Origin of the sequence: Paenibacillus sp. V4I5 (assembly GCF_030817255.1) — a bacterium.
In the GTDB taxonomy this organism is placed as follows: domain Bacteria; phylum Bacillota; class Bacilli; order Paenibacillales; family NBRC-103111; genus Paenibacillus_E.
Genome location: NZ_JAUSZB010000002.1, coordinates 737,633 through 752,672 on the forward strand (window position 1 = coordinate 737,633; position 15,040 = coordinate 752,672).

Genomic DNA, 15,040 nt, shown 5'->3' on the forward strand with positions numbered 1-15,040 from the left:
GCATGGTACACTTAAATTGTAAGATGCAATAATTATGTTCGTGTAATATGCCAGAGTCGTAATCAGATTATATCATCGTGTCTGTTTATATGCAATATAAAAGAACCTGATAAAACTATCCAGGTTCTTTTTTGATTTCCCGCAATCATTAGTCACATCAAAAATCATGGTTCGAGCCGAACTCCGTCACTGCATAATTCCCTAGCCGTCCTATGCAGCCTAAAGACTGCTGCTGTCTTGTTCAATTAACGTTCTTCGTTAGCGCAATGCCGATTTCTATTCCAATATTAATTTTCCATCGAACTTTTTATAATCTTTAAATACCCTTTCGTGATGGTTTGCAAAAAGCTCGCTTGAAGCTTCTGGTAGATTATCTAATGGGTAAAACTTTGCATCTACGCTTTCATCTGTCACTTTATCAAGCGTCCCCGTCCACTCATCCACTTGAAATAAATATTCTATTATGTGATGCTCGTTTCCCCAACGGTCTATAAATGTTTGCGTTGTTGGAGTAGAATAAATAGCAGTTAATGTTGCCTTAAGAACGTCAAGCCCTGTTTCTTCTTTAACTTCACGCTTCATCGCATCAAACACTGATTCATCTAGTTCCATGGCTCCTGCAGGTATACCCCATTTTTTATCACCTCTACGCTTTATAAACAAGGCACGACCTTCATCATCGAATAAAATTGCCCGTACTGAGTTTACGATTATCTTTTGTGTGCCAATGACTTTGCGAAGTTTGCCTAAATAAGAATCGTGCCAACCACCGTTCATTTTTCTCACCCTTTGGATTATTCTGTATGAGATTATAATAATCTTAGTATCTTATCAATAAAATAATTTAATTTAGATGGATTCGTTCTAATATTGATATCAAAAATTGTACCAAGCTACTGGTATTAGTATCAATTATCCTGCCCGTTCGTATTATGAGGTCACCAGATATTTCTGTTCGACCTTTAGGGGTTGCCGGTGAAAATACTTCTGGAGTGATGTTATAAATCCAGTCATTGGTTTGGATGTATCAAAGGGAGAGAGCCATGCACAAGCTTTTTTAGATCGTGGAGTACATCATGGGAAGACCTTTAGGTTTAATCATGATCTTGAAGGGTTAGCGTCTTTTCTAAATTATATGAGAGGAGTGGAATCAGCTGCAGGAATGCGTCCCTTCCATCGTTATGGAAGCAACTGGCCATTATCATAGCCCTATTGTTCAGTTTCTGGATGGACACCAGTATTTGAACATCGTCATTAATCCTTTAATCTCATAACGCCAAGAAAACCAATTTGCGACGGTTGAAGACGGATGCCGCTGATGCCCATCTGTTAGGGTCGCTGTTCTATAAAGAAGAGTTTGAACCCTACAAAAAGCGAGGTCAGCATCTCATGAATTTACGCTATCTAACACGCCAACATGAATCTTTAACGGGTATGTATGTCCAAGCAAAACTACAGTTTCAGGCTATTCTGGATCAAGTTTTTCCTGAATATCATGGCGTGTTTAGTGACCTTTATTCAAAGGTTTCCCTTCGATTTCTGGCTTTACACCCTACGTCTAAAGAGGTTCTGGAACTGGATGAAAGGGAGATTGCTGCAACAATCGGGTCGCCTTACAGGACGTGGCAAAACGGCTTTATGGTGTCCAGAGCGCGCTCAAATCTTAGTAGCAGCAGCAAGGCGAAATCACTTTAAGGAGACGGCTTTTCCAGGTCATCTGATCTCCATGCAGCTGCTCATCAAATTGCTTCTTCAATACAAGGACCATCTAGCAGACCTTAATAAATCGATAGAAGCCCTAGCTGAAGCGTTACTTGAATATGATTTAATCCAATCGATACCTGGGATTTGCACTAAAATTGCTGCAGAATAATAAATCAATTAACGATAAACTTCAACTCTCATTGCGTTCATTTTTACGGAGTGAGATGGAATGCTCCCCCACCTTTAACAATTGAATCAGAATGGGTTCCAAGCTTCTACCAAATTCGGTCAATTCGTATTCAACTTTCGGTGGTATCGTTAAGTATGCAGTGCGTTTAACGATACCATCTTCTTCTAGCAAACGAAGCTGTATCGTCATAACATGTCTTGATACACCAGGAATTAGACGCAAGAGCTCACCAAATCTCCTGGTTTGTTGAAGCAATTCGTACATGATTTTCGGTTTCCATTTTCCGCTAATCATTTGAAGCCCCACCTCTACAGGACAACCAAATGATTCATCTTGATAGGGCATATTTACCTCCATTGGTTAAGTTTTTATGACTATGTAACTATTTTCTGCGTACTTAAATTATTGTGAGAAATCAGATATGCTAACAACTGTATACATCATACAGAAAGAAGTGATCTTATGAAATCCCCCATTTCAAGAAACTCAGTCATGAATCCGGAAGATATGAATGCTGCATTTGCTCAAGCTTATAATTCCGGCGACATAGACAACTTACTTGCTTTATATGAACCAGGTGGCATTCTGATTAATCTGACCGGCAATAAGGATGAAGGACTTGAACCGATTCGTAAAACCCTTGAGGAACTATTACGATTTAAAGGCACAATGGTATCCAAAAATATTTACTGCATAACATTTGAAAACATCGCTTTGCTTCGAGCACACTTTATCCTCGAAACCGTTGGAGAAGATGGAAGCCCGTTACAAATTCAAGGCCATACCTCAGAAATTGTAAGAAAGCAGCTTGATGAAAGTTGGCAGTATATTGTAGATCATCCATTTGGTGCAGATCTCCTAAAAGAAACGGAGCGTGCAGCCCCCCTACACTTTGATGACCAGCCAAACCTTCAAAGCCGTTAGCATCAATCACGCCATTAAGCTATTCTTATTGCTCTACCCCACTTTTATTCACTACCCATTTTAGCTTCGATGCGTTCTCCAGCCAGTCTTCACGGATCATGGCAACGGTAACGTCTGCTGGCCCCAGATTTTTAGGGGCCACTGAGTCATCGACATTCAACAACCTGAGGAGAAGGGAATTCCTTAAGAGTAGCCATGGAACGTCTGCAGGACTAATCTTTAAACACAGAAAATACTCAGAGAAGCAAATGTCTATCCAGCGGATGATTCGATTCTGCAGCCGTTGCTATTCGTCACCCAATATTTCCGATCACTCATAATTTTTCGCAACCTTTGAAAGACTGTAGCTTGTCGTGAGTAATCATAGTAGTAACCTCGGCTGATCACGTCAGCAATGACAAGCGTATCCTTCGGATCATTCTTAGAGCGACTATTGTCGCGATTTAACGACCAGAAGAATTTCGTTCTTAGATATTCTGATCTCGTTATACTTTCTTTCGTCCAAAAAGGAGTCTCCCGTGCGGCATGAGGTGTTGTCCCATTTGGGCTACAAGCGAAGTGGAGATGAAGTCTGAAATGGGCTAACCGCTTAAGTTTGCGGATGATCCGTTGCCTGCTTACTTATAAATTTGTCCATATTCTCATTCTTGATGCCTTGCGCATCCAGAAGTTCCTTGAGTCGCTGTAAATGCATGTCGCCAAGTCCATACAGCAGGTATCCGTCACTCTGGGCTTTCTTGATATGCTGATACATCGAGAAATCACGGGCTTTTTCCGCTTTCATAATATCCGAGCCATCTTTATCGTAATCATCTTTGGCAACATGCCAGTTCTCTGCGAAGGCATCTTTATCTTTAGCCGGCGCAGCAGCTTGTTCCTGTTGAATTTTGCTGTATGCGTATTCGGATAAATCTCTAATAAAATCCGTAAACAGTTGGCTGCTGCCTGCCTGTTTCATCGCGGTAACGAGCGGTGTCTTATACATGCTTGCGCTACTTGCCGTTGCCGCCGTTTGTTTCCACATCTCTTCGTTGGCCATATAGGTCTGATAAAGAGCGGAGCCCTCTTGGGCACTTGACGCCAAACGGATCGCCATGGCTAAATAGGTAATTTCCGTCGGTGATCCTTGTACTTCGTAAAAAGGTTCGTTGACGGTAACGCCTTGCAAAGCCCTTACGATCTTAGGATAAAAGCTTTCGCTTCTGTGACTTTTACTTTCTGGGCCGACGCCAACACCGCCGAATTTATCGGTAACTTGAGCGTCTCGGCTCTGCATAGCCAGCTCCAACTCCGGATTATCGCTTGCCTCAGGCGGATGCTCGGTGAACCCCTCATACATAAACTTATCCGTACCTACAGCCTTTACGACGTCAGCAATCGTTGTTTCCGTGTGGTCTTCGCCAATCACCGTCAGCTCGCTCGGAATCCGAATCCAGGTATTCGTTTTCTCGACATAGCCGACTTTATCGGTGGTGCCTGCGGCGTACTGGGTCATTTCCTCTTTGCTGTCAAAATAGCGCGATTTCTCGTCACTCATCATCGAATCGACGTTTCGCTGCCCTTTGCCTTCACTTCCATGGCTGGATTTCGTCTTATTGCGGTACCCGGGGAGCAGTGTGCGTTTGATGTACACCTTGCGCTGAATGCCAGGCACGGAAGATGAGCTCTCCGGCTTGCTGCTGAGCGTCTGCTGCGAGCTCTCCGACTGCGGTTGTATGGATTCTGCGGTCTCGCGTCTTTGAATGTCAGTGTTCGTACTCGCATCGCCAGTCCTCGGTGTGCTTTGATTGAACAATGCGCTGACCGAGCGGTTGCCGATGGTACGTTGAAGGTGCATCAGATGAGCGGGGCTCAACGATTGAACACTCATTTTCTTCCTTTGAACAGCGCTTCCTGTCAGGAAGTCCTGTTCAGACGTCTTCTGTTGGTACGCTTCCTGCGGACTGGAAGTGACCGTCTGATTTTGTACGGCGTGAGTCTTTCCTGCGTGTTGTGTTTGCATCATTATGCCATTCCTGCTTTCGATCTAAAATGATACCTAAATTGTACCATCTCCCCTCGTGATAGAGAATAGGTTGCTAGGAAAAATGTCGATTGTTGTCGCCAAAAGAAGGCTGTCTCAGTAGCAGCTAAGCCACTTCTGAAACAGCCTTCCCCATTACCAACCGAAATCCAGCGTGTTCCTGTCTCCGCCAGCGTCTTGATGTTGCTCGGAAGCACCTCTTGGCTAAGGTCACCGGCACCTGAAAGAATAGCTGCCGTACAGATTGGGCCAAGACTCTTGATAGATCTTTGAAGCTGATCAGCCATAGGAATTTCACTGAGCAAGGTCCCCAACTCGAACTTCTCCCCCAGTTAGCACGATAGCCATTACACCAGCTTTTCGGATTAGATTCCCGTTCTCATCGTGGTCCAAAACCGTACTTAATAGACCCGACTGGAAATTATAAGATTCTATTTATCATTGTTTTTGCTCTTCATCAATATAAGGTAACTGTAACTGAAAAAACTTAAACCCTACGATTTCTAGGCATAGGACTAAGCTTCCTTTGCGTCAGATTATAGGTACGGTGTATTTTGCTGATTCGATCCAGGTCTGATTGGAAAATTCTCGGCCGCGAACAACTACTTCGTTGTTGTAGATCTGAACGTACATGCCTTGGGCTATATTCGGATTGTTAGCATTGCGTGTTTTGCCGACGGAGGCATTATTGAACCAGTGAAATGAGTTCTGTGTATTATAGTGATTTTCTGTCGCGAAGTTACGATGGGTGTGCCCGGACAGCACAAAAACATTCTTATAGGGCTTCAAGATTGCTCGAAACTCCTTCGCCCTGATCAACTGGTGCGTTCTCCCGTCCATATCCGGCGCCGGCAGCGGCTGATGTATAAAGACGAAGGCGGGCTTTCCGTCCTCATGGGCTTTCATAATATTCTCGAGCCAGGCTAGCTGCTCATCCGAATACCAAGCGCCCTCCCCTACCTCCGGTTTTTCCTCCACATATGTCTCCTGAGACATCATAATTAAATGAACATCATTGATCCAGACATCCTTATAAGGCTTATCCTTGTAGCCGAAAAACTTCATGAAACGTTCACGGGCCATCGCATCAGTGTTCCCATTGGGCTTCGTTTCGGTGGACCATTCGCCCTTACTGTTGATCCAAATGCCGTAATAGTCGTGATTGCCCATATTTGCATAAAGTGGCGGCAGTTTGTAGTCGTTCAATATTTTTCGAAGCAGCTTGTAATCCTGTTCCCGACCAATGTCCGTGACATCCCCTCCGAAAACAATCGTATCTACCGGCAATTCGAAGCTACTGATATCTTTCAAAGCCGAATGTAGCTTATCGGTCATAGTAGAGACCCCGTTGGAAATATGTGCATCGCTGAGAAGGAAAAAGGATAGCAATAGCCGATTACTACCGACCGTTTCCGGTTTTAAGGATCCTTGCGGGATTGCTTTCTGCGCCGAGGCTTCGGCTACCGCTCTGTTCGTCACTCCGCCCTTTAGGGTTTGCATGATCAGAGCACCGCCACCGGTTAATGCGAACGCGGCTACAAGCAATCTTTTAACAAACTGTCTTCTAGAGATCATGAATCCATTTCCCCCCACTTTCTGTTATTACGTTTATTTAGTCATTCCAGAGGATCGATCATCAGTTTGTTAGAAATATTCATCTCGATCGATATCGAGAAAGCCGTACCTTCACCTATTCCAACTCCGAAAAAGCAAGTCTCGAGAGCATGACAGTCTGAATAACGCGGAACATATACGAATATTCCCTCTTCTCCCAGGGTAATCCTCCTAAAGCGAACCCATTTTTTCAGTTAAGGTTAACGACTAATCTCGGGCTTTAGTTCAAATGATTCTGTATTTCCATTCCAAGCTACCTGCACCTTAACCAAGGAATTTTGGGCTGCTATAGAGCCATTGCCTCCAGAATGACCTAGATAATAAATTCCAGCTTCCGACATATCACCTGGCAAAGTTCCATTTCCACTTCCTCCACCTTCAGTTTCATAAGCATACCTTAATTCTCCTGTTGGTTCTGGCTGCTTTCCAATATACTTTAAAACAAGTCTCGAAGTGTGTTCATCGACATTATTTTTACTCTTGTATACGTGATAAGTTGCTGCCCAATGATCGGTATGCCCTTTGTATTCGTAAACAAACTCTATATTTTTCGAATTAGATATATCTTCAATGTCATTTTTCTCAATACCCGAATAAATATTGCTATTCTCTTTACACCCGCTAAGTATAATCGCACATAACGAAATTATTCCGATAATACGCTTCATTTTCACCATTCCTCTTATTAAACAACGTATAAATGAGTCCATCAGTATTAAAACGTGTCGTCAGCAGAAAATATTTTCAATTTTATATCCATATTATAATATTTTGTTATTATAACAAGGGGATTTATTGAGCTATGTTGCCCGTTACTTTAATGAACAAAAAAAGGAGATGCCACGAGACAAGCTCCTTCACTATCGTTCCTCGTTAGCCATCCATGCCCCTCGCAGGGCACCACAGATGAATGAAAATTAGATTCTTGGTCGACTACTTTCAGGGTAGTTTAATACAATGCTTTATGAAACTTTGATTTTAAGAGGCTGTGATTCGATTTCAAATTCATAGTATTTATCAACATGTTTAATTCTGAATTTTGCCTTTGAAACGACATCATAGTTTCCTGCTTGTAATATGAATTCGTTATTTTTTGGATTAACATGCCCTTCTCCATCGTATTTATATGTCGCATCTGGCTTCAAAGACATCATTAATCCGATGTCATTAACGACTCGTAACTTTACATCTTGCAGAACAGGTTCACCATTATGATAAACAACATAAGTGAACATATCTGCACCATGTTCTACTTCCCATGTACTGTCGGAATTATTAACCAAAGTACCTTTTACAATAAAAAGTTCATCCGCTTGTAAATCTTTAGGAGCATCAACATTAATACTGAACATCTTAGCATTTGGTATCGTCTCTATATTACTTTGACATCCAACAAGTGTAATTATTATGACTAATAAACTTACTAAAACATAACGTTTCATAAACATAATAACCTCCTTCTCATGAATATATTAAACGAAATATTTTTAGAAAGTTGCTACATTCGAATTTTTCTTTTTTCACTATCCTGCCCTTAATATACCAGTCCAATTGATTGACTGCAGGGATTGGTCAGAATGAGCGTATCGGCTCAAATCTTCGTCGATTTACCCAGTTCATAGAGACCACTTCCTCAGATATTTGTATTTAAAAGAAATATTCTCCAATTTAAACTGGATAATTGTTGCCGCTTGTCGGGTGCCAATATCCTGACTAATCCGGAAATTGGCTACTCCTTGCAGTGTAATACAGGCTCCGCCTAAAAAGGCAAATACAATCCCTTTCAAGTTTTCTCTCTCCTTCATTTGGACTTATCCATTATTAAATAATAATTCAGGTACTTGGGGAAGGACAGATGTCCTCAGCTAGTCAAAGATTGTGTTCTTCTTCTCAATGTGTTGATTTTGTCCGTCTGATTGTTAAATTCATAGTAAGAGCGCCTCACTGATGGTGTTGGGTTATAAATCCCCTGACAAGCCCATCATACTGAGGCGCTCCTTTTTTGATAAAATACTATTTCTTAGGCCCTATAGGAAACAGAAATCAAGGTCATTCAAATAAAATAATTCCCGTTAAAATTCCCGTAACTCCAATAATAAGGTGTTTCATAAAATTCCCCCCATCTAGTTACCGTTATCCTAATATTACCATATATCTATTAAACTAAGCTGCCCGCTAGTTGAGCGACTGGTCATTTAAGAAGAATTCCTGTGAATTTAACATGGCTTTATCTCATAAATAAAAAAAACCGCAATTTAAGCGGATTAACTTCCGTGAATCAAACGGAGTTTCATTATCTAGGGATATAATATCGGCATTCAATTCCCGATTAAAGTATCTCCACTCTTCTATGCACAGATGTTTTTGGGTGTCAGAATCTGATCGAAAGTTAGTGTCCGCGGCTCCGGGATCAAGCAGTATAAAAGCAGGCCACCGATGCGGCCTGCTATATGTCTTATACCCGATTCTGTGCTTAAAGAATAATGGGGAAAAATCCGTCTTTTATATATTGAACAAATGGAATATGTCCTCCGGTCTTTTCATTACCAATCAGTGAGACCCCTGCTTCTTGGATTTCCTCTTCAATTTCGTGGAATCCAGAACAAGCTTGGCATCCGCCTTTAATGATCCCCGACTTCATAACTTGCTTATATAACGCGTTAAAAGGATGATCCGCCTTACTGAGTTCATTTGGCCATTCAGTCCCAGCCCCGTCAAAAAGGATTTCTACTTCAAAGCCCTCATCATGCAGCTCTTGTCCATACAATAATCCATGAACCGCTTTGCCTACATCCTGTTGATTCGCTTGAACGATAATCACATACTTGTTTACTGTTGCCATCTTCAATTCCTCCTCAAATTTTAATTATTACGCTGCAACGTTGGATTTGCAGAGGAAAACTCGATAAAATCCCAACGGATTGGCGTGCCGTTTTCCGTATACAGAACCTCATCGATCTCAAATCGAACCAACCGTTCCGCCCCCGAGAAACGGGAAATTTCGTTCTCATCCCATATGATTTGGGATCGTCCGGTTAGCTGCAAGGAGTGGCCGGCATCAAAATCAATAAATAAAAGACCGGTGCTCGGATTGCTATAAATATTCCCGAGGGTATTAAACATAGAGTTGCCGAAATAATCTGGAAAAAGCAGCGTGTTTTCATCGACAACCTTTACAAATCCGGGAGCTCCTCCCCGGTGGGAAGCATCCGCGTTCCCTTCCGAGCTGATACTCCCAATAAAGAACGTGTCCGCATTGCGAATCCACTCTTGTTGTTCTGGACTTACATGATATCCTCGATGCGCGGACATCTGAGTTCTATGGAAACCGCCACTTGGCTGCAACGATCTTTTCTGTATGTACTTCGGGCAGTTTGCATACACTTGCTCCGTTGATACTGCCAATCGTCGATCCGCATCGAATTCTCCCTTTCCGTTAATCCTCATTCGAATCCTTCTGTTGAAATCAATCGCCAGCAAGCCGATCTCAGGGCTCGATAACAAATTCCCGACCAAGGGATCGCTCGTAACAGGGCTGGATGTTATGGTTAAAGCTGCCTCAGACTTTACGTCGATAAATCCCGGTTCGCCCGTTAGAAACGAACTCCATACTCTTCCATCCCGATCAACGGATGACGCTATGATGAGTGATTGCGTCCTTAGAAATGGCATCGCCCCTTTGAAAATAGTAGGCTTTATGTTCGTACCGTTATGTTGTGCAACGATATCCGCACCAGCTAGTTTTTGTACAGTCAATTCTCCTGTATGGTACACGCCGTTCATTTTTTCTCACCTCCTTTTAACCTTCATAAAGGTCATACGGGTATTATACATTAATTTATTTAACCTTCAAACATTATTTTTGGGTATTATTAAAAATAAAGCAAAAAAATGAGCCTTAGAAATAAATCTAAGACTCATACGTTATTGATTTCGACGCCTTTCCAAGAAAGCCGCCACCTTCATTCGGTTGCCGCACGTTTTTTGGCTGCACCATCGGCGGGTGTTGTTTTTGCTGTTGTCATAAAAGTGAAGCACACAATCCGGATTCTCGCACTTCTTTACGAGATGAAGATCGTAATGACTGAAAAAAACGATTGCCGCCTCTGCAATGGGGATGAGAAGATCGATCGGCTTATGGATCTTAACATGTCTTTCACTGGCAAATCGGTTATCCCTTCTAACCAGCCTAGTTGTAATGACCTGATCCGTAAGAAGGCTATTGATGTGCTCCATATCTTCCTCTGAAGCCTTGTCCTCTTCCTTACGTTTTTGAATCATCGCCAACAAACTGCTTCTGAGCGCTCTGGCAGCCGTCACGACCGGTTCTCCTTGTCCGCCACTCCCCCATCGTTGTTCATATTCCTCTGTTTCTTCTTTACTAAGAAGATCCGCTTTGGGTAACCAGGCCAGTACATCCGAAAAATTCTCCAGTAAATCTACAGGCTTTCCATCAACAACAATTTTCGTGTTTATAAAATCCAAGACCGGATGGTTACCAATAAAATAAAAAGCAGGGGCAATTTTTTTAGGCATGTTAAACTCCTTACTCCGCAACATCTTAAACAGCTTTTCGCTGCTCTTCTTCATAACAAAGGAAAAAGTACGACCTTATCCGAGGCTAATGCCTCGAGAATCATTATACACCGCGGAAGAGGAATAAAAATAGAGTTTTCACTTCTTCACCTAGGGTATTAATAATTAAGTTAAGGTATCTTTCCAATATATTTGCCTTCAATTCATCATACATATCAAATAATACCCAACCTGTAGCAACATCAAATAAGTAATCACCATACATAGTCATTAAGCCGAAATTGTTTAATCCAGTAATTTTACTTTCTTCATTTATAAGTAATGCGTTACGTTGGTTGCCTTCGATCCCAAGACCAATTCCTACCTTACGGCCCTTGCCCACTTTTGACCGGCTGCCTTCGTGTATTTATTTAGCTATCGTTCTACGTTAGCTTAAGATGCATTGTATGGTTCAAATCATAAAAACCACCCAAGTTTAACACGTTAATATCAAAAAAGGCAGCCAATCCCTTCTGGGCGGCTGCCTTCGATTATTTGTTGAAGTTGACTTTAATAAAATGAGAGGTTACTCATTTTTAGTCCTATAAGGATATTTTATTTTTATGCTTACTTCACTAATAAATGTTGACCCCAGTAGCAGGATAGCGCTGTATATTTGGAACACTGTCATACTAACACACGAACTTTAACTTGGTTACGCTATAAAATACCATATATCGATTCCCCGTTAACTTACCCGTTACTTGAATGAACAAATAAAGGAGTTGCCGCGAGACAAGCTTCCTCTCTATCGTATCTATTAGCTTTATCAACAGTGGTAGTAGTTTTCTGCAAACTCTCAAAAATTTCGATTTCTTTTCACTCCAAGTCCTTTTACTACATCAAAGGAGTAAAAAAGTACGACTCCCTTACTTCTTCAATCGTCAAACCTGACAGTACCGACTCGGGTTGTGTATTTAGCGGATCTCGACTCGCATCGGCTTCCTTGTCACGCATTTTGACGAAGAGCCACTGACTACCACCAGTTCTCGTCAGTGCGTAACCTCCTTTGAGTTTCTTTCCTTCAAGCCAGATCGCGATGTGCCCTTCCTGCTCAAGCTGATGCAGCAAAGAGGAATCACCAGGGTCTTTTAAGCTGTGAAACGTTCCTTTATCCCACACAATCACCGTTCCTCCCCCATACTCGCCAGCAGGAATAACTCCTTCAAAATCCGCATACGCCAAAGGATGATCTTCCGTTCGAATGGCCAGCCTTCTATCCCGTGGATTTGTGGAAGGGCCTTTCGGAATCGCCCACGATTTTAATACACCATTAAGAGCGATTCGGAAATCGTAATGAAGCGTGGTTGCGTCATGTTTTTGAATGACGAACGTTTCGTTGTCTGCTCCCAGTACCCGTCCCCTAGGCTCACTTGTTTTCCGGAAATCCCGTTTTTCGTTATATCCCTTCAGGAACGATTTACTCATAAATTCGCCCTCCATCCCGGTTTTTCATTAATTTAACCATTGACACGGTTTTCAATCACAGCTAATGAGACCATGTCACGGCGTTCACCCCTGAAACATCTGAATGTTCTTTATAGGTTGGGGTACGCTACTAATGGAGGTGTGAACAAGTAAATGAGAAAAATCATGATAATGCTCTTGTTGTTTCCTGTGGTTTTTGGAATTTCGACGGTGGAAATTTATGGTGAGTCATATGAAAAGCAAGGGGAATTGGAGCAGAAGGACACGATAAAGCCTTATAAACGCGGCGGAATTCGTTCGCCCAGAGGAAGCTATGATCCCGGAATCGGCACCCCCAGCCGTACTGCTCCGACGAGACCGGATAATGCGGCTCGCAATCCTACTCCTCCAAGAACGATACCCGCACCTCGAACCGGTTTCGGTGGATTTTTCGGCGGAATGTTTGGGGGATTGGCACTGGGGACAATCCTAGGATCGCTGTTCAATCCGTTCGCTGGTTTTTCGCTCGGTTTTCCATTGCTCTCACTGCTTAGCTTCGCGTTATGGATCATCTTTATTTTTGCCGTCTTTCGGATGTTTCGCAAGCGTAAAGGATATTAAATGGAATTCTGCGTTGTAAACCGATAAGATTAACCTAATCCTGATTTAAATCAATCTAAGAAACCGACATCTGTCCCACTCGGCTTTGATCATTCCATCGTCTCCTAAATTATTTAAAAATTTCATTATTCTATATGCGGGCGCTTCACCCTTTTTTTAAAATGAATGTCACCAGAGTTTTGAATAATGTTTGTTTTAATTTGGTCTTCAGCTAATTCAACCTCTAAGAATGAATATTAAATCCACTACCCCGTGGCTCCTTAATTGGTACATGGATATCACTTACTTCCCTCACGCAATTTCCGCATCTCCCCTTCCGCCTTAGATGATAGGCGCAAATAGCCAAGCCAAGCGCCAACCCCCAGATGGGCCAAGTAAGCTCAGGAGCATAGGTAACTATATTCCCTTCTGGAAAAGCTCCTTTTATCAAAAGGCGGTTATACATCAGACCTGATATAAAGACAACAATGGATATGAACGTCGCGGGTATAATTGCCATCGTAGGCGGGACCCGCTTGCCGGAAATGAAGGGGAACCATCGAGGAAAGCCTTAACTACTTCTTCAGCCAAGTGTATTCCCCTTCCTTAGCAGAATGTCCTTATGAATCTGTCTGTAAATAAATCAATCTAGACTGTAGCACCCGTAGCATCGATCCACGCGGTGTTTGCCGCATTTCTCCAGATCGGTTTGCCTAGAGTTGAGTCTCCATAAAACTGCCACGGATACAGATTGGTCGTAGGACGTGCAGCGGTTGTTCCACTTAGGATCTGCATAGATGGAACCCATGTTACACCCCAATCATAAGACACTTCAAACTTGCCTAGAATAGAGGCTCTTATCATCATGCCGCCCATAAGCATCTTATTAAATGAGCTGCTTCTGAAAAAGGCCGTGCCCATCGTGTTCTTAGACTGTTCGAGTAATCCAACACTGTCCGGATTCGTCACATCATTAAATGTAACCGTCCCGTTAACCATCGCTGTACCCACTTCAAAAATGTTTAGTACACTGCCCTGTCCAGTGACGTCGATTGCTTTGGCCGCTTTCCATACCCCGGAAACCGCGTTGTTTAATAAAGTAATTCTTGATTGTAAACCATTGGTAGTTTTGATTATCCCTAATGGTTTCTCTGCGGCTGTTGCGCTTGCCGTAGACAGGAAGCTTGAATTGCTTATCGTTAAAATAGCTTGGCCGTATGCTCTAATTTGATGTATGTACTTCGATCCTTCGAAGTCGATTCCATTAAAGTCAATGTTCGCTACGTTCCCGACAGCACCCGTCAAGTAATCCTTCCCTAATACAATAACTCCTATAGCGTCATTGTCCGCTCCCTGATTGTCTCCACCAGTTAATTGTCCGTGGTTAAAGTGGAATCCTCCTGCATCTGGAGCGACCCATACTGATCCGTCTTTCCCTCGGAACCAACAGTTAAGGAATGATAGGTCACTTCCACTTTGTAGACCTGTTCTGAGGTTAAGTGGGAGTCCTCCAAGATTAGATCGGCAATTAACGAACATGGAGCCGTAGCATTTATTTACTAAATCGAATGAGATCGGCATCCTTTGAACAGTTACGTTTTTCACTTCAAACTGTCGCATACCATCGAGCTTAAGGGCTGCCGTTGTTCCTGTAATCCAACTTGTGGTACCTTCAAAATCAATCTCGCGAATATATCCAGAAGGGTTAATACCGCTCCCTGATGCTCCCGGCCCTATCGTCAAACAATCATACGTATAAGCGTCCGGCTTTATCTTCGTGAGATTCCCACCTGCACCATAGATCATGACGTTATTGCTTATGACGTTAATACCAGCTGTTGTTCGATAAGTCCCGGCTGGAATAAATATAGGTACATTCTTCAGAACACCATCATTAAATGCGGCTTGCAGCGATATTGTATCATCGGCAATACCATCACCAACTGCAGAATAAGGTGGGTATTTGGCATTGATAATTTCACAGTGCATGATTTTTCAAGTAC

At 42.5% G+C, this 15,040-nt stretch carries 17 protein-coding genes and 1 pseudogene; 4 read left to right on the forward strand and 14 right to left on the reverse strand.

The features are described 5' to 3' along the window. Positions 1 to 276 precede the first annotated feature (276 nt). Entirely contained in the window at positions 277 to 777 is a 501-nt protein-coding gene (locus QFZ78_RS05330) for an NUDIX domain-containing protein (protein ID WP_307545997.1), read from the reverse strand. Positions 778 to 1,299: 522 nt separating this feature from the next. Between QFZ78_RS05330 and QFZ78_RS05335 the strand changes: the two genes are divergently transcribed. Both QFZ78_RS05335 and QFZ78_RS05340 read left to right on the forward strand, forming a co-directional pair. After that, positions 1,300 to 1,695, forward strand: coding sequence for an IS110 family transposase (locus QFZ78_RS05335; protein ID WP_307555505.1), 396 nt, complete (start codon positions 1,300 to 1,302; stop codon positions 1,693 to 1,695). Beyond that, positions 1,580 to 1,873 carry a hypothetical protein gene (locus QFZ78_RS05340; protein ID WP_307556122.1) on the forward strand — a complete coding sequence of 98 codons (294 nt, stop codon included), beginning with the start codon at positions 1,580 to 1,582 and terminating at the stop codon, positions 1,871 to 1,873. Before QFZ78_RS05335 ends, QFZ78_RS05340 begins: the two co-directional genes overlap by 116 nt. A gap of 21 nt (positions 1,874 to 1,894) precedes the next feature. On the opposite strand, the gene QFZ78_RS05345 is transcribed toward QFZ78_RS05340, so the two are convergent. Further along, a complete protein-coding gene (locus QFZ78_RS05345) occupies positions 1,895 to 2,239 on the reverse strand; it encodes a winged helix-turn-helix transcriptional regulator (protein WP_307545998.1) in 345 nt (114 codons plus the stop codon). A 117-nt stretch (positions 2,240 to 2,356) separates the two neighbouring features. Between QFZ78_RS05345 and QFZ78_RS05350 the strand changes: the two genes are divergently transcribed. Continuing rightward, on the forward strand, positions 2,357 to 2,818 hold the full coding sequence (locus QFZ78_RS05350; protein WP_307545999.1) for a YybH family protein: 462 nt from the start codon (positions 2,357 to 2,359) through the stop codon (positions 2,816 to 2,818). A 589-nt stretch (positions 2,819 to 3,407) separates the two neighbouring features. On the opposite strand, the gene QFZ78_RS05355 is transcribed toward QFZ78_RS05350, so the two are convergent. From QFZ78_RS05355 to QFZ78_RS05405, 11 genes and pseudogenes are all read right to left on the reverse strand, one after another. Continuing rightward, positions 3,408 to 4,823: a hypothetical protein gene (locus QFZ78_RS05355; protein ID WP_307546000.1), complete on the reverse strand. Its 1,416-nt coding sequence runs from the start codon at positions 4,821 to 4,823 to the stop codon at positions 3,408 to 3,410. After that, entirely contained in the window at positions 4,823 to 5,155 is a 333-nt protein-coding gene (locus QFZ78_RS05360; protein ID WP_307546001.1) for a hypothetical protein, read from the reverse strand. The genes QFZ78_RS05355 and QFZ78_RS05360 overlap by 1 nt, the downstream gene beginning before the upstream one ends. Positions 5,156 to 5,372: 217 nt before the next feature. Further along, entirely contained in the window at positions 5,373 to 6,416 is a 1,044-nt protein-coding gene (locus tag QFZ78_RS05365) for a metallophosphoesterase family protein (protein WP_307546002.1), read from the reverse strand. A 239-nt stretch (positions 6,417 to 6,655) separates the two neighbouring features. After that, positions 6,656 to 7,123, reverse strand: coding sequence for a hypothetical protein (locus tag QFZ78_RS05370; RefSeq protein ID WP_307546003.1), 468 nt, complete (start codon positions 7,121 to 7,123; stop codon positions 6,656 to 6,658). 294 nt (positions 7,124 to 7,417) lie between these two features. After that, on the reverse strand, positions 7,418 to 7,897 hold the full coding sequence (locus QFZ78_RS05375; protein WP_307546004.1) for a hypothetical protein: 480 nt from the start codon (positions 7,895 to 7,897) through the stop codon (positions 7,418 to 7,420). 231 nt (positions 7,898 to 8,128) lie between these two features. Next, positions 8,129 to 8,242, reverse strand: a pseudogene (locus QFZ78_RS05380) (DMT family transporter); the annotation flags it as partial. A 686-nt stretch (positions 8,243 to 8,928) separates the two neighbouring features. Continuing rightward, positions 8,929 to 9,297, reverse strand: coding sequence for a hypothetical protein (locus QFZ78_RS05385; RefSeq protein WP_307546005.1), 369 nt, complete (start codon positions 9,295 to 9,297; stop codon positions 8,929 to 8,931). A 20-nt stretch (positions 9,298 to 9,317) separates the two neighbouring features. Continuing rightward, positions 9,318 to 10,238, reverse strand: coding sequence for a pyridoxamine 5'-phosphate oxidase family protein (locus QFZ78_RS05390; protein ID WP_307546006.1), 921 nt, complete (start codon positions 10,236 to 10,238; stop codon positions 9,318 to 9,320). 141 nt (positions 10,239 to 10,379) lie between these two features. Next, positions 10,380 to 10,991: a CGNR zinc finger domain-containing protein gene (locus QFZ78_RS05395; protein ID WP_307546007.1), complete on the reverse strand. Its 612-nt coding sequence runs from the start codon at positions 10,989 to 10,991 to the stop codon at positions 10,380 to 10,382. 103 nt (positions 10,992 to 11,094) lie between these two features. Next, complete coding sequence (locus QFZ78_RS05400) at positions 11,095 to 11,373, reverse strand: hypothetical protein (protein ID WP_307546008.1); 279 nt, start codon at positions 11,371 to 11,373, stop codon at positions 11,095 to 11,097. Between the two features lie 494 nt (positions 11,374 to 11,867). Continuing rightward, complete coding sequence (locus tag QFZ78_RS05405) at positions 11,868 to 12,458, reverse strand: DNA polymerase ligase N-terminal domain-containing protein (RefSeq protein ID WP_307546009.1); 591 nt, start codon at positions 12,456 to 12,458, stop codon at positions 11,868 to 11,870. Between the two features lie 153 nt (positions 12,459 to 12,611). Between QFZ78_RS05405 and QFZ78_RS05410 the strand changes: the two genes are divergently transcribed. Then, a complete protein-coding gene (locus QFZ78_RS05410; protein WP_307546010.1) occupies positions 12,612 to 13,058 on the forward strand; it encodes a hypothetical protein in 447 nt (148 codons plus the stop codon). 627 nt (positions 13,059 to 13,685) lie between these two features. Here the strand turns inward: QFZ78_RS05410 and QFZ78_RS05415 are convergent. Next, positions 13,686 to 15,026, reverse strand: coding sequence for a glycosyl hydrolase family 28-related protein (locus QFZ78_RS05415; protein WP_307546011.1), 1,341 nt, complete (start codon positions 15,024 to 15,026; stop codon positions 13,686 to 13,688). Positions 15,027 to 15,040 lie beyond the last annotated feature (14 nt).

Bases quoted from the DNA above. Each gene is read 5' to 3' on its own strand.
- QFZ78_RS05375 (WP_307546004.1), bottom strand. From the start codon at position 7,897: ATGAAACGTTATGTTTTAGTAAGTTTATTAGTCATAATAATTACACTT.
- QFZ78_RS05405 (WP_307546009.1), bottom strand. From the start codon at position 12,458: ATGAGTAAATCGTTCCTGAAGGGATATAACGAAAAACGGGATTTCCGG.
- QFZ78_RS05340 (WP_307556122.1), top strand. From the start codon at position 1,580: ATGAAAGGGAGATTGCTGCAACAATCGGGTCGCCTTACAGGACGTGGC.
- QFZ78_RS05370 (WP_307546003.1), bottom strand. From the start codon at position 7,123: ATGAAGCGTATTATCGGAATAATTTCGTTATGTGCGATTATACTTAGC.
- QFZ78_RS05410 (WP_307546010.1), top strand. From the start codon at position 12,612: ATGAGAAAAATCATGATAATGCTCTTGTTGTTTCCTGTGGTTTTTGGA.
- QFZ78_RS05330 (WP_307545997.1), bottom strand. From the start codon at position 777: ATGAACGGTGGTTGGCACGATTCTTATTTAGGCAAACTTCGCAAAGTC.
- QFZ78_RS05350 (WP_307545999.1), top strand. From the start codon at position 2,357: ATGAAATCCCCCATTTCAAGAAACTCAGTCATGAATCCGGAAGATATG.
- QFZ78_RS05345 (WP_307545998.1), bottom strand. From the start codon at position 2,239: ATGCCCTATCAAGATGAATCATTTGGTTGTCCTGTAGAGGTGGGGCTT.
- QFZ78_RS05415 (WP_307546011.1), bottom strand. From the start codon at position 15,026: ATGCACTGTGAAATTATCAATGCCAAATACCCACCTTATTCTGCAGTT.
- QFZ78_RS05390 (WP_307546006.1), bottom strand. From the start codon at position 10,238: ATGAACGGCGTGTACCATACAGGAGAATTGACTGTACAAAAACTAGCT.
- QFZ78_RS05385 (WP_307546005.1), bottom strand. From the start codon at position 9,297: ATGGCAACAGTAAACAAGTATGTGATTATCGTTCAAGCGAATCAACAG.
- QFZ78_RS05355 (WP_307546000.1), bottom strand. From the start codon at position 4,823: ATGATGCAAACACAACACGCAGGAAAGACTCACGCCGTACAAAATCAG.
- QFZ78_RS05365 (WP_307546002.1), bottom strand. From the start codon at position 6,416: ATGATCTCTAGAAGACAGTTTGTTAAAAGATTGCTTGTAGCCGCGTTC.
- QFZ78_RS05395 (WP_307546007.1), bottom strand. From the start codon at position 10,991: ATGCCTAAAAAAATTGCCCCTGCTTTTTATTTTATTGGTAACCATCCG.